This is a genomic window from Streptomyces sp. S3(2020) (genome assembly GCF_013044505.1).
GTDB lineage: Bacteria > Actinomycetota > Actinomycetes > Streptomycetales > Streptomycetaceae > Streptomyces.
Genome location: NZ_JABERD010000098.1, coordinates 22283 through 35227 on the forward strand (window position 1 = coordinate 22283; position 12945 = coordinate 35227).

Below are 12945 nucleotides of genomic sequence, written 5' to 3' on the forward strand. Positions count from 1 at the left end.
GAGGCTAACGGCGTGGGTAAATCGGCTCATGCGAATTTCCCGGGGGTGCCACAAGGTGTGGAGGTACGTCCGCAGCGCCCCCGGCACGTACGTCTGGCTGGCGATCCTGTTCGTGACGACGGTCGCCCTGCATCACATGTCGCCGGAGTTCGAGGAGGAGTTCCTGCGGCAGCGGTCCACCAACATCCATGAACTGTCGAGCAATCCGGTCCGGGTGCTCGTCTCCAGCGCGATGTGGATCGACGGCGGCCACTGGCTGCCGTACGTGCTCCTCTACTCCGTCTTCCACGCGCGGGCCGAGCGCTGGCTCGGTACGGTCCGCTGGCTCGCGGTGTGTGTGGCGGCGCATGTGCTGGCGACGCTGATCAGTGAGGGCGCGCTGCTGTGGGGCATCCGGCACGGGATGGCGCCGGAGTCGGCCGTCAACACGCTGGACATCGGGGTGAGTTACGCGCTGGCGGGGGTGGTCGCGGTGCTCGCGTACCGGATCCGGGCGCCGTGGCGGCTTCCGTACGTGATGGTCGTGCTGGTCGTCTACGGGGTGCCGTTGGTGACCGGGCGGACCTTCACCGACCTGGGGCACTTCACGTCCGTGCTGATCGGGCTGGGGTGCTATCCGCTGGTCAGAGGGCGTTCGGGACGACGAAATCCGAAGGAGACAGCGGGTGCGGTCAGGGGTTAACGTCCGGCCATGAGCAGCTCGGAACGCGCTGTCGTGAACGGCGGCATCTCCTTCTGGTACGCGGACGACGGCCTCCCGGCGGTGCGGGAACCGCTCTCCGGTGACGCCGCCGCGGACGTCGTGATCGTCGGCGGTGGATACACGGGACTGTGGACCGCGTACTACCTGAAGAAGGCGGCGCCCTTCCTCCAGGTCACCGTCCTGGAGCAGCAGTTCTGCGGATACGGGGCCTCCGGCCGCAACGGCGGCTGGCTCTACAACGGCGTCGCCGGCCGCGACCGGTACGCGCGGCTGCACGGTCACGAGGCCGCCGTACGCCTTCAGAAGGCCATGAACGACACCGTGGACGAGGTCGTCCGTGTCGCCGGCGAAGAGGGCATCGACGCCGGCATCCACAAGGGCGGGGTGCTCGAAGTCGCCACCACTCCGGCGCAGTTGGCGCGGCTGAAGGACTTCCACGCGCACGAGCTGTCGTACGGCGAGAAGGACCGTGAGCTGTACGACGCCCGCGAGACCGCGGAACGGATCCGGGTGGCCGGCGCGGTCGGGTCCTCGTGGACGCCGCACGGCGCGCGCGTGCACCCGGTGAAGCTGGTGAAGGGGCTCGCGGCGGTAGTCGAGGCGCTGGGGGTCGTCATCCATGAGCGGACGCCGGTGACGGAGATCCGTCCGAAGCACGCGGTCACGCCGTACGGCACGGTCCGTGCGCCCTACGTCCTGCGCTGCACCGAGGGTTTCACCGCGAACCTGAAGGGCCAGCGGCGGACCTGGCTGCCGATGAACTCCTCCATGGTCGTCACCGAGCCGCTGTCCGAGGAGCAGTGGGAGTCGGTGGGCTGGGCCGGGCGGGAGGCGCTCGGGGACATGGCGCACGCGTACATGTACGCCCAGCGCACCGAGGACGGGCGGATCGCGCTGGGCGGGCGCGGGGTGCCGTATCGCTTCGGGTCCAGGACGGACAGCGACGGGCGGACACAGGACGCGACGGTCGAGGCGCTGCGGGAGATCCTTGTGCGGTTCTTCCCCTCGCTGGCGGGGGTGCGGGTCGAACACGCCTGGTCGGGGGTGCTGGGGGTGCCGCGGGACTGGTGCGCGACGGTGACGCTGGACCGGGCCACGGGGCTGGGCTGAGCGGGGGGTTACGTCGGCTCCGGTGTGGCCACGACGAACCTCGCCGCGCGGACGCTTCGGGATCTGGTGCGGTGGGACTCGGGGCAGGGCGGGACGACCGAGCTGACGGATCTGCCGTGGGTGGGGCACAAGGTGCGCAAGTGGGAGCCCGAGCCGTTCCGGTGGCTGGGGGTGCAGGGGATGTACGCGACGTATCGGGCCGCTGATCGGCGGGAGACGGCGACGCACAGTACGGAGTCGTCGCGGCTGGCGCGGATCGCGGACCGGGTCGCGGGGCGTCACTAGGGTTTCGGCCGCTCCCGGTCCGCGTTCAGGCCATCGACTCCTTCAGTGCCCCGTCCGCCGGGGCGTCGTGCCCCAGCGGCTTGGCCGTGACCATCAGGGCCGCGACGAGGCCGGCCAGGAGCATGATGCCGGCGGCGCACCAGATGGCGACGGTGTAGCCGTGGACGATGCCCTCCTTGGCGATCAGGGCGCGGTCGCCGCCGGTGGTGAGGTGGGCGGTGACGTAGGCGGTGCTGCTGGTGGTGGCGATGGTGTTGAGCAGGGCCGTGCCGATCGAACCGCCCACCTGCTGGGAGGTGTTGACGGTGGCCGAGGTGACGCCGGAGTCCTGGGGGGCGATGCCGGCGGTGGCGGTGGCGAAGACCGGCATGAAGGTGAGGCCCATGCCCAGGCCCATGAGGACGAGGGCGGGGAGGATCTCCGTCGCGTAGTCGCTGTGCACGGTCATCTGCGTGAGGATCAGCATGCCGCTCGCCGCGAGGACCATGCCGGGGGCCATCAGCAGGCGGGGCGGGACGCGGTGCATCACGCGGGCGGATATCTGGGTGGAGCCGATGATGATCGCGGCCGTGAGCGGCAGGAACGCCAGGCCGGTCTTGACCGGGGAGTAGGCCAGGATCACCTGTAGGTAGTAGGTCATGAAGAGGAACAGGCCGAACATGCCGATCACGGCGAGGCCCATCGTCAGGAAGCAGCCGGCGCGGTTGCGGTCCTTGACGATGTGGAGGGGCAGCAGGGGCACGGGGGCCTTCGACTGCCACCAGACGAACGTCACCAGGAGGACGACTCCCGCCGCGAAGAGGCCCAGCACCAGGGCGTCGGTCCAGCCGCGCGGCTCCGCCTCGCTGAAGCCGTAGACGATCGCGACGAGTCCGCCGCAGCCCAGCAGTACCCCGGGTACGTCGAGGCGGGCTCCCGCGTGGCCCGGGCGGTCGTGCAGGAGGGCGAGGGCTCCGAAGACGGCGATGACGGCGATGGGGACGTTGACGTAGAGGCACCAGCGCCAGTCGAGGTACTCGGTGAGGAGGCCGCCGACGATGAAGCCGATCGCCGAGCCGCTGCCCGCGAGCGCGCCGTAGATACTGAAGGCCTTTCCGCGCTCCTTCGGGTCGGTGAAGGTCGTCGTCAGGAGGCTGAGCGCGGACGGGGCGAGTACGGCGGCGAAGACGCCCTGGAGCGCCCGGGCGCCGAAGAGCATGCCGGACGTCTGGGCGGCGCCGCCCAGCGCGGAGGCGGCGGCGAAGCCCACGAGACCGATGACGAAGGTGCGCTTGCGGCCGACCAGGTCGGCGATGCGGCCGCCGAGCAGGAGGAGTCCGCCGAAGGCGAGGGTGTAGGCGGTGATCACCCATTGCCGGTCGCCGTCGGAGATGCCCAGGTCCTGCTGTGCGGAGGGCAGGGCGATGTTCACGATGGTCGCGTCGAGGACCACCATCAGCTGGGCGAGGGCGATGACCACCAGACCCCACCAGCGGCGAGGGTCGGTGGCCGCGGTGGATTGGTCCGTTCGGGTGCGGTCCACCTGGTCAGAAGACCATGAATCGGTACGAATCACATCTGGGTGTGTCGTAGTGCGTGTCCCAGTCCGTTTCGTGGCGCGTGTCGTGGCGCGTGTCATGGCACGAGAACGACCTTGCCGATGGTGCCGCGCGTCTCCAGCGCCCGGTGCGCGGCGGCCGCCTCGGCGAGCGGGAAGCGGTGGACCGCGGGGGTGAGACGGCCCGCGGCGGCCTCGCTGAGGGCGCGCAGTTCGAGGATGCGGACGGGGTTGGGGCCGCCGGCCTTCCGCATCATCACGGGGCCCAGGACCTGCTCCGACACACCGTCGACCAGGTAGGGCCCGCCGTCGTGGATGCCTTCTCCCGACCAGCCGAAGACGATGTGCTTGCCGCCCGGGCCGAGGAGCGCGACGGCTTCGCGGGCGACCTCGCCTCCGACGCCGTCGAAGACGACGGTGGCGGTGCGTCCGCCGAGGTGGGCGCGGACCTTGTCGGGCCAGGAGGGGTCCTTGTAGTCGACGGCGAGATCGGCGCCGTTCGCCTCCACGCGGGCCACCTTCCGCGGACCGCCCGCCAGTCCGATCACGGTGGCGCCGGCGTTCTTGGCGTACTGCACGAGGAGGGTGCCGATACCGCCGGCGGCGGCCGGGATCACGGCGACCGAGTCGGGGTCGAGGTCGGTGAACTGGAGGATCCCCATCGTCGTACGGCCTGTCCCGATCATGGCGACGGCCTCGGCGGCGTCGAGGTTCGCCGGGATCTCATGGACGCGGTCGACGTCGGTGACGGCGAGTTCGGCGTAGCCGCCGGGGGCGAAGCCGAGGTGGGCGACGACGTGCTTGCCGAGCCAGAGGGCGGCGACGCCGTCGCCGAGGGACTCGATGACGCCGGCGACCTCACGGCCGGGGATGGTGGGCAGTTCGGTCGGAGTGGGGAGGGGGCCCTGCGCGCCCTCGCGGAGTGCGGTGTCCAGGAGGTGGACGCCGGCCGCCTCGACGGCGATGCGGACCTGGCCGGGGCCCGGGAGGGGGGCCTCGACCTCCTCGTGGGTGAGGTTCTCGGCCGGGCCGAAGGCGTGCAGTCGGATGGCGTGCATGAGTGGTCCCCCTGTGGGCTGTCGAGGCCTGGACCGGGGTGGTCCGGGCTGTCGGGACCTCACTCTCCAACCTCAAGCATGCTTGAGGTCAAGGCTGTGCCGGCCCAGCGCCAGCGATACGGCGGTGAGGGCGCTGTTGAAGGACACCTCGGACAGGACACCGGGGGCGGCGACCTGGTCACCGGCGAGATGGACACCGGCGCCGCGGTCGATGGCGGGGCGGTCGCGCCAGCCGTCGAAGGCGAGGTCGAGAAGCCGCTCGGCCCGGGCGGTCCCGTCGGCCTTCGACTCGTCGGGGGCCAGCGGGATCTGCCCCTGGATCAGCTGTTCACCGGCGGGCGCGAGGGTGCGGTCCTGCGCGGTGCTGTGCGGTGCTGTGCTTTCTGGGGACACCCCCAGACCCCCGTGCTCGATCCAGCCGGGGGAGTCGAGGTCGGAGACGGCGAGGGCGATGAGAGTGGTCCGGCCGCCGGTCCAGGTCAGCGAGTCGTCGGCGAGGAGCCGGCGGGCCGGCGGTCGGGGTCGCCTTGTTTGTCGTGCCGTCGCCTGAGGGGCCGCGGGGTTCTTCGTGAGTACGACGAACCGGGCGCTGTGTTTAGTGACAGCGGGGGAGTCGTCGCAGGCCAGGGGGTTCGCGCCGGGCGTTGTCAGTGGCGGGGTGCAGCATGGGGGTATGGCGAGGAGAGCGGCAGGTGGGGCCGGCGGGTCCGGTGTGAAGGGTGCGCGACGGCCGGAGGTACGGTTGCCGCCGCTGGTGGCGTACGACGGCGGAGGGCTGGAGCCGGACGGGGACTACGACGGGCTGGAGTTCACGGAGACGGACTTCGCGGGGCAGGACGCCTCGGGCGCCCGCTTCATGGACTGCGCGCTGACGGGGTGCGCGCTGGACGAGACGCGGCTGCGCAACGCGCGCCTGCTGGACTCGGTCCTCACCGGGGTCCGGGGGGTGGGGACCAACCTGTCCGAGGCGACCCTGCGGGACGTGGAGCTGGTCGACGCCCGGCTGGGCGGGGTGCAGTTGCACGGGGCGGTCCTGGAACGGGTGGTGATCCGCGGCGGCAAGATCGACTACCTCAATCTGCGCATGGCCCGTCTCAGAGACGTCGTCTTCGAGAGCTGCGTCCTCGCCGAGCCGGACTTCGGCGGGGCCCGGCTGGAGCGGGTGGAGTTCGTGGACTGCGCGCTGAAGCGGGCGGACCTCACGGGGGCGACGCTCGTGGACGTGGATCTGCGGGGCGCGGCGGAGATCGACATCGCGCGGGGCGTGGAGCGGCTCGCGGGGGCGGTCATCAGCACCGCGCAACTGCTGGACCTGGCACCGGTGCTGGCGGGCCAGATGGGGATCACGGTGGAGGGCTGACGGGGTGGGGACCTTCTACGGCAATGTCCTGGTCGCGCGGAAGCGCGCCGAGGTGGTGTCGCTGCTCGACGGGGCGACGGGGGAGGACGGCAGGGCGCTGCGGGGGTACGCGGCAGCGGCGGGCCCCGGGCACACGGCGCTCTTCTTCCCGGACCCGGAGACCGACGCGATCGAGCTGGCCGGACCGTTGAGCCGGCTGCTGGGGGCGGCGACGCTGAGCTCGTACGTCCATGACTCGGATGTGCTGGATCTGCGGGTCTTCGAGGACGGGGAGGAGCGGCACTTCTACGACTCGTATCCCGGGTACTTCGACGAGGGCGAGACCGACGAGGACGGCAATCCGGTGGGCGGGGACTCCCTACGGCCCGATCCCGACGGTGCCGACCCCGAGGCCTTCCTGCCGTTCGCGGCCGCCCCCGTGGACCGGACGGTGCTGGAGTCCGTCCTGCGCCGCACTGCCCTGGACCCGGAGGACGGTGGCGGGGACGGGCGGTATGTCTTCGCGGAGGACCAGCACCACGACGTGATGGAGACGTTGGGTCTGGACGGCCGCCGGCTGTGCACGGGGTACACCGGCCTCTCCCGTGGCGAGCTGCCCGCGGGCCTACCGCTGGAGGAGCTGATGGTGTTCGGCGGGGCGGCCTTCGGCCCGGCCGGGGACTGACGGGGCGGCGGGCGGTCAGCGGATTCTGGGGAAGCGGGCCTGGAGGGTCCAGATCGCGGGGTTCTCGGCGAGGTCGTCGTGGAGGTCGCACAGGTCGGCGAGCAGGTCGTGGAGGAAGTCCCGTGCCTCGCGGCGGAGTTCGGAGTGGGAGAAGGTCAGCGCCGGTTCCTCGCCGGGCATCCAGTCCGACTCGATGTCGACCCAGCCGAAGCGGCGCTCGAAGAGCATGCGGTCGGTGGACTCGGTGAAGTCGAGCTCCGCGTGCTGGGGGCGGGAGGCCCGGGAGCCGGCGGGGTCGCGGTCCAGACGTTCGACGATGTCGCACAGCGCCCACGCGAAGTCGAGCACCGGCACCCATCCCCAGGCCGTGGACAGTTCCCGGTCCGCCTTGGTGTCGGCGAGATAGACGTCACCGCAGAACAGGTCGTGGCGCAGCGCGTGGACGTCCGCGCGGCGGTAGTCCGTCTGGGGCGGGTCCGGGAAGCGGTTGGAGAGGGCGTAGCCGATGTCGAGCACGTACGAGATGGTGTCACGGCGTGGTGGTGGTGCGTCGCCCTAGGATCGCTGTCATGTCCCGTTCCGTGCGCCTTGTCCCGGCCTGTGCTGCCGTCCTGCTGGCCCTCGCGCTCTCGGCGTGCACCGGCGGTGGAGTGCGGGGCACCCCCGGCGGCTCCGGGGTGCGCGACCCGTACTTCCCGAAGGCGGGCAACGGCGGGTACGACGTCGGCCACTACGCGCTGCGGCTCTCCTACGACCCCGAAGCGGAGCATCTGTCCGGCACGGCGGTCGTCACCGCCCGGGCCACGCAGGACCTGTCCGCCTTCGATCTGGATCTGAAGGGGCTGGAGGTCGAGGAGGTCACGGTCGAGGGCGAGAAGGCCCGCTGGAACCGGACCGGGCAGGAGCTGACCGTCCGTCCGGAGGCCGATCTCGGTGAGGGGGAGACGTTCGAGGTACGGGTCCGCTACTCCGGCACCCCGCAGACCATCACCGACCCGGACGGCTCCGAGGAGGGCTGGCTGCCCACGGAGAGCGGCGCGGTCGGGCTCGGCGAGCCGACGGGGTCGATGGCGTGGTTCCCCGGCAACCACCATCCCTCCGACAAGGCGACGTACGACATCGCGGTCACCGTCCCGGAGGGCCTGGAGGCCGTGTCCAACGGGGAGTTGACGGGCGAGACGACCAGCGAGGGCCGTACGACCTTCACCTGGCGCACGGCCGAGCCCATGGCGAGCCATGTCGCCACGCTCGCGGTCGGCGACTACGACATCCGCCGCTCCACCGCCGGTGACCTCCCGGTGTACACGGCCGTCGCCCCGGGGCAGGCCAAGGCGAGCGCGAAGGCGCTGGCCCGGCTGCCGGAGGTCATGGAGTGGGCGGAGTACAACTTCGGCCCCTACCCCTTCTCCTCCACCGGCGCGATCGTCGGCGGCGAGGACGACGCCGGGTACGCGCTGGAGACGCAGAACCGCCCCTTCTTCCCCGGCGCCCCGGACACCGGGCTCCTCGTCCACGAGCTCGCGCACCAGTGGTTCGGCGACTCCGTCACGCCGAGGACCTGGCGGGACATGTGGCTCAACGAGGGCTTCGCGACCTACGCGGAGTGGCTGTGGGAGGAGGACGAGGGCGGCGACAGCGCCCAGGAGACGTTCGACGCGCTCTACGACCACGGCGAGGACAGGTTCGAGGACCTCTGGTCCTTCCCGCCGGCCGAGCCCACCGGCGCCGCGCACATCTCCGACGAGGGACCCGTCTACCAGCGCGCCGCGATGGTCGTCCACAAGATCCGCCAGACCGTCGGCGACGACACCTTCTACGACATCGTCCAGGGCTGGACGGCCGCCCACCGCCACGGCAACGCGGACACCGACGACTTCACGGCGTACGTGGAGAAGCAGGCGCCGGACGAGGACTTCGACGGGATCTGGGCGCAGTGGCTGTACGGGGAGGGGAAGCCGAAGCGAGCCTGAAGGGCGACCAGGTCAGGGATTGCGCGCGAGGTCACGGCGCATTGCCGAGCGGGCTGCCCAGACGGTCTGGGCGTGGGTTTGGCGGGACTCTCGATACTCCGTTGAGTCAATGGGGTTGCCAGCAGCGAGCACGTCGCGCAGCTTGCGCAGGCTGAGGTACGCCTCTTCGATCGAGTCGGCGAGTTCCTCGGGTACGCAGATCAGGGCCGTCTCCCGGACCTCGTTACATCCCGATTCCCGGAACGCCTCCCGCACGGCCGCATCCACCGCCACCGCATCTCTGCTCTGGTCTCCGGTGGCGACGGCGCGCATGGCTTCGTGGGCCTGACGGAAAGTCGTCAGACAGGCCACGTATATCTCCTTGCGTTCCTGCCGGGACTGTTCCGTCGAGTCCCGGCGCCAGCGGGCGCGGTCCGCGAGCAGGGTCGAGCCGATGCCGACGAGCGCGCCGAGTCCGGTGCCGGCGAGGGTCGTCCACTCCATCGGGGTCAGGCCCCGTCGAACGAGTCGAGCCGCCGCGCCAGGTCCGGCGGCCACATCGCCTCGGCCGCCTCCCTGAGTTCCTCGCGGGTCCACCAGCGCCAGGTGAGGATGCCGTCCTCGGTGTGGGCGGCGGCGAGGTGGGGGCCGGTGGGTTCGCGGCGCGGGCCATGGGTGACGTAGATGTGCTCGTGCTGGTGGACCGGGCCGACGGAGACGTGCGTGAAGTCGTGCTCCCAGGTGCACAGCAGCGGGCCCGCCGCCAGGTCCGTCCAGCCCGTCTCCTCACGCAGTTCGCGCAGGGCGCCCTCGACGGGGCTCTCGTCCGGGTCCAGGCCGCCGCCGGGCATGGCCCAGTGGATGCCGACCTCGACGTTGTCGTACCGCAGCAGGAAGACCGCGCCCTCGGGGTCGAGCACGGCGATCCGGGCGGCCCGGCGAGGGGTGCGCGGCGGCTGGCGCAGTGATTTGCGCAGGACCGCGCAGGGGCGGCCGAGCGCGCGGTCGTCGCGGTGGTCGATCACCTCGTAGCCGAGGGCGGTCCAGAAGGCGAGGCCCTTGGGATTGGCGTCGAGGACGGCCAGACGTACCGCGCCGCGGCCCGCCGTGCGGAAACGGTCCTCGACGAGGGATGCCAGCCGCCGCCCGTGCCCCTGCCGTTGCAGACCGGTGTCCACCATCAGCAGGCCGATCCAGGGGTCCGGGTCGGCCGGGTCGGGATGGTGGGCGAGTGTGGTCACGATCCCGACGAGCCGTCCCTCGCTGCGGGCGAGCAGCACCTCGGCGTCCGGCTCCGCGAGATCGTCGGCCAGCGCGGCCGCCACCTGCTCCGGGCGCACGTCGTCCGGGTCCGGGAAGTCCCCGCTGAGGGCGTGGAACTCACGGTTGGCGGCGTAGAGCGCGGTGAGTTCGGTGAGGACGGGGGCCGGGATGTCGTGGTCGCAGGTGAGGGGGACGGGGGCGAGGATCATGCGGGGCAACTTATCGCGCACACGTCATGCGCATCCTCGTAACACCACACCCCGCTACGCCTGTCGCGGCGTCCCTCGCAACGCCGGAACCCCCGGCCGAGGCCAGGGGTTCCTGTGCAGCGTGGTGGGTCCGTCAGACGTTCACGCCGAAGTCCGACGCGATGCCCGCCAGGCCCGAGGCGTAGCCCTGGCCCACGGCGCGGAACTTCCACTCGGCGCCGTTGCGGTACAGCTCGCCGAAGACCATGGCGGTCTCGGTGGCCGCGTCCTCGGACAGGTCGTAGCGGGCGATCTCGGCGCCGCCGGCCTGGTTGAGGATGCGGATGTACGCGTTGCGGACCTGGCCGAAGTTCTGCGAGCGGTTCTCGGCGTCGTAGATCGAGACCGGGAAGACGATCTTGTCGACGTCGGCCGGGAGGCCGGCCAGGTTGACGTTGATCGACTCGTCGTCGCCCGCGCCCTCGCCGGTGCGGTTGTCACCGGTGTGGACGATGGTGTTGTCCGGGGTCTGCTTGTTGTTGAAGAAGACGAAGTGGCCGTCGGAGTAGACCTTGCCCGTCGGGTTGACGGCGATCGCCGAGGCGTCGAGGTCGAAGTCCGTGCCGGTGGTGGTGCGGACGTCCCAGCCCAGGCCCACGGTGACGGCAGTCAGGCCCGGAGCCTCCTTGGTGAGCGAGACGTTGCCACCCTTGGACAGGCTTACAGCCATGGTTGGGATCCTTCCCTCGTTATGCAATGCACGCACAGGCGGTACGGGCTTGAAGCTACATCTACCCCCATGAACGCCGTGAGGGGTACCGAAGGTTCCAGGTGTCTTTACTTTCTTTACCGAGCGATAATCGCGTGACGTGTGCGGGTCAGCCGGGCGACCATAGGGGGCATGTCCGGTCCTCACGTCATCCGCGGCTCCGTCTCTCTTCCCGAGGCCGAGCTCATGTGGCGTTTCTCGCGGTCGTCCGGACCGGGCGGCCAGCACGTCAACACCAGCGACTCACAGGTGGAGCTCCGCTTCGACCTGGCCAAGACGGAGTCCCTGCCCGAGGTGTGGAAGCAGCGGGCTCTCGAACGCCTGTCCGGCCGGCTCGTCGACGGCGTCCTCACGGTCCGCTCCTCCGAGCACCGCTCCCAGTGGCGCAACCGCGAGACCGCCGCCGTACGCCTTGCCGCCCTCCTGGCCGAAGCCACCGCCCCGCCCCCCAAGCCCCGCAGAGCCACCCGCATCCCGCGCGGCATCAACGAACGCCGCCTGCGCGAGAAGAAGCAGCGAGCGGAGACGAAGCGGGGCAGGACGGGCCGCGACTGGGGCTAGGCGAGGGGTGAGCGCCGACCCGCGCCGACCGCCCCCGCCGAAGAGCGGCGGCGGAACCCCTGTCACATCCGCGCCCTCCCGTTCGTCAGAGCGGTGAGACCAGCTGGTGGCGTGACGAGAGGGCAGAGCCGATGAGTGAGAGCGAGAGCGAGTTTCTTGCCGAGCGGTTCGAGGCGTACCGGGGGCATCTGAACGCTGTCGCCTATCGGATGCTCGGGTCGGGCGCGGAGGCGGATGACGCGGTGCAGGAGGCGTGGTTCCGGCTGAGCCGTTCCGACACCCGGCAGGTGGAGAATCTCGGCGGCTGGCTGACCACGGTCGTCGGCCGGGTCTGTCTGGACATGCTGCGGTCCCGCAAGGCGCGTGCCGAGCAGCCGCTGGAGCCGGACGTACCGCTGCCCGGCGTGGTCCCCGACCCCGAGCAGGACGCGCTGCTCGCCGACTCGGTCGGCGTCGCGCTGCTCGTCGTACTGGAGACGCTGACGCCCGCCGAACGGCTGGCGTTCGTGCTGCACGACCTGTTCGCGGTGCCGTTCGAGGATGTCGCCGACATCGTGGGACGTACGCCGGCCGCGACGCGGCAGCTCGCCAGCCGGGCCCGGCGCCGGGTGCAGGGCGCGCCGGCGCCCGACGCGGACCTGGTCCGGCAGCGGGAGGTCGTCGACGCCTTCCTGGCCGCCGCGCGCGGGGGCGACTTCGACGCGCTGGTGGATGTGCTCGACCCGGACGTCGTGGCGCGTGCCGAGGCCGGTGTCACGGCGGGCGCCCTTGCGGTGGCGAAGGGTGCGACGAGCTTCGCCCGCCTCGCCCTGGTCGCGCGGCCCGCGCTGGTCGACGGGGCGACGGGACTCGCGGTGCTGGTGGACGGGCGGGTGGAGCGGGCGCTGGCCTTCCCCTTCGTCCGGGACCGGATCGCCGTGATCGACGTCGTGACCGCCCCCGCGCGCGTGGCCGACCTGGAGATCGAACTCCTGTAGGAGAGGCCCCGCTCCGGGGGCTCACACCCTGGAAGCGCCCCCGCCCTGGAGGTGCCCTGTCTTGGGAGGTCTCTGTGCCGGGAGGCTCGCGCCTCGGAGGCTCACGCTGTGGAGGGGCCCCGCTCCGGGAGGCTCACGCCCTGGAGGCGCCGCCGCCCTGTCGGCGTGCTCACCCTGGAAGCGCCCTGTCCCGGGAGGCTCACGCCATGGAGGTGCCCCCGTCCTGGAGGTCCCTGTGCCGGGAGGCTCGCGCCTCGGAGGCTCACGCTGTGGAGGGGCCCCGCTCCGGGAGGCTCACGCCCTGGAGGCGCCGCCGCCCTGTCGGCGTGCTCACCCTGGAAGCGCCCTGTCCCGGGAGGCTCACGCCATGGAGGTGCCCCCGTCCTGGAGGTCCCTGTGCCGGGAGGCTCGCGCCTCGGAGGCTCACGCTGTGGAGGGGCCCCGCTCCGGGAGGCTCACGCCCTGGAGGCGCCGCCGCCCTGTCGGCGTGCTCACCCTGGAAGCGCCCTGTCCCGGGAGGC

The 12945-nt window shown here is 71.5% G+C and carries 12 protein-coding genes and 2 pseudogenes; 7 read left to right on the forward strand and 7 right to left on the reverse strand.

Features of this window, described 5'->3' with window-relative positions:
* Positions 1-28: 28 nt before the first annotated feature.
* Positions 29-682: a rhomboid-like protein gene (locus HLK59_RS27755; RefSeq protein ID WP_171144258.1), complete on the forward strand. Its 654-nt coding sequence runs from the start codon at positions 29-31 to the stop codon at positions 680-682.
* A 9-nt stretch (positions 683-691) separates the two neighbouring features.
* Positions 692-2098: pseudogene (locus HLK59_RS27760) on the forward strand (FAD-dependent oxidoreductase).
* Between the two features lie 25 nt (positions 2099-2123).
* Here HLK59_RS27760 and HLK59_RS27765 read toward each other — a convergent pair.
* The 3 genes and pseudogenes from HLK59_RS27765 to HLK59_RS27775 all read right to left on the reverse strand — a co-directional run.
* The gene (locus HLK59_RS27765) at positions 2124-3620 is read right to left on the reverse strand and encodes an MFS transporter (protein ID WP_346779828.1); all 1497 of its coding nucleotides are present in this window, start codon (positions 3618-3620) and stop codon (positions 2124-2126) included.
* 92 nt (positions 3621-3712) lie between these two features.
* Positions 3713-4693, reverse strand: coding sequence for a zinc-binding dehydrogenase (locus tag HLK59_RS27770; RefSeq protein WP_171144260.1), 981 nt, complete (start codon positions 4691-4693; stop codon positions 3713-3715).
* A 72-nt stretch (positions 4694-4765) separates the two neighbouring features.
* Positions 4766-5203 (reverse strand): annotated as a pseudogene (locus HLK59_RS27775) (FAD-dependent oxidoreductase); the annotation flags it as partial.
* 163 nt (positions 5204-5366) lie between these two features.
* On the opposite strand from HLK59_RS27775, the gene HLK59_RS27780 reads away from it, so the two are divergent.
* Together HLK59_RS27780 and HLK59_RS27785 are read left to right on the forward strand one after the other, a co-directional pair.
* The gene (locus HLK59_RS27780) at positions 5367-6053 is read left to right on the forward strand and encodes a pentapeptide repeat-containing protein (RefSeq protein ID WP_171144261.1); all 687 of its coding nucleotides are present in this window, start codon (positions 5367-5369) and stop codon (positions 6051-6053) included.
* Between the two features lie 4 nt (positions 6054-6057).
* Positions 6058-6717: a hypothetical protein gene (locus HLK59_RS27785; RefSeq protein WP_171144262.1), complete on the forward strand. Its 660-nt coding sequence runs from the start codon at positions 6058-6060 to the stop codon at positions 6715-6717.
* 15 nt (positions 6718-6732) lie between these two features.
* Here the strand turns inward: HLK59_RS27785 and HLK59_RS27790 are convergent, their stop codons facing one another.
* Positions 6733-7233 carry a hypothetical protein gene (locus HLK59_RS27790; RefSeq protein ID WP_171144263.1) on the reverse strand — a complete coding sequence of 167 codons (501 nt, stop codon included), beginning with the start codon at positions 7231-7233 and terminating at the stop codon, positions 6733-6735.
* 53 nt (positions 7234-7286) lie between these two features.
* Between HLK59_RS27790 and HLK59_RS27795 the strand changes: the two genes are divergently transcribed.
* Positions 7287-8687, forward strand: a complete 1401-nt coding sequence (locus HLK59_RS27795; protein WP_171144264.1) for a M1 family metallopeptidase — start codon at positions 7287-7289, stop codon at positions 8685-8687.
* A gap of 12 nt (positions 8688-8699) precedes the next feature.
* Here HLK59_RS27795 and HLK59_RS27800 read toward each other — a convergent pair whose 3' ends face one another.
* From HLK59_RS27800 to HLK59_RS27810, 3 genes are all read right to left on the reverse strand, one after another.
* Positions 8700-9170 (reverse strand): hypothetical protein, encoded by a 471-nt coding sequence (locus HLK59_RS27800; protein WP_171144265.1) that lies wholly within the window; start codon positions 9168-9170, stop codon positions 8700-8702.
* A gap of 5 nt (positions 9171-9175) precedes the next feature.
* A complete protein-coding gene (locus HLK59_RS27805; protein WP_171144266.1) occupies positions 9176-10138 on the reverse strand; it encodes a bifunctional GNAT family N-acetyltransferase/NUDIX hydrolase in 963 nt (320 codons plus the stop codon).
* Between the two features lie 133 nt (positions 10139-10271).
* Positions 10272-10847: a TerD family protein gene (locus HLK59_RS27810; protein ID WP_171144267.1), complete on the reverse strand. Its 576-nt coding sequence runs from the start codon at positions 10845-10847 to the stop codon at positions 10272-10274.
* A gap of 162 nt (positions 10848-11009) precedes the next feature.
* Here HLK59_RS27810 and arfB point away from each other — a divergent pair, with 162 nt between their 5' ends.
* Entirely contained in the window at positions 11010-11447 is a 438-nt protein-coding gene (gene arfB, locus HLK59_RS27815; RefSeq protein WP_171144270.1) for an alternative ribosome rescue aminoacyl-tRNA hydrolase ArfB, read from the forward strand.
* Positions 11448-11578: 131 nt separating this feature from the next.
* Positions 11579-12424, forward strand: a complete 846-nt coding sequence (locus HLK59_RS27820; RefSeq protein ID WP_171144268.1) for a sigma-70 family RNA polymerase sigma factor — start codon at positions 11579-11581, stop codon at positions 12422-12424.
* The last annotated feature ends 521 nt before the right edge of the window (positions 12425-12945 follow it).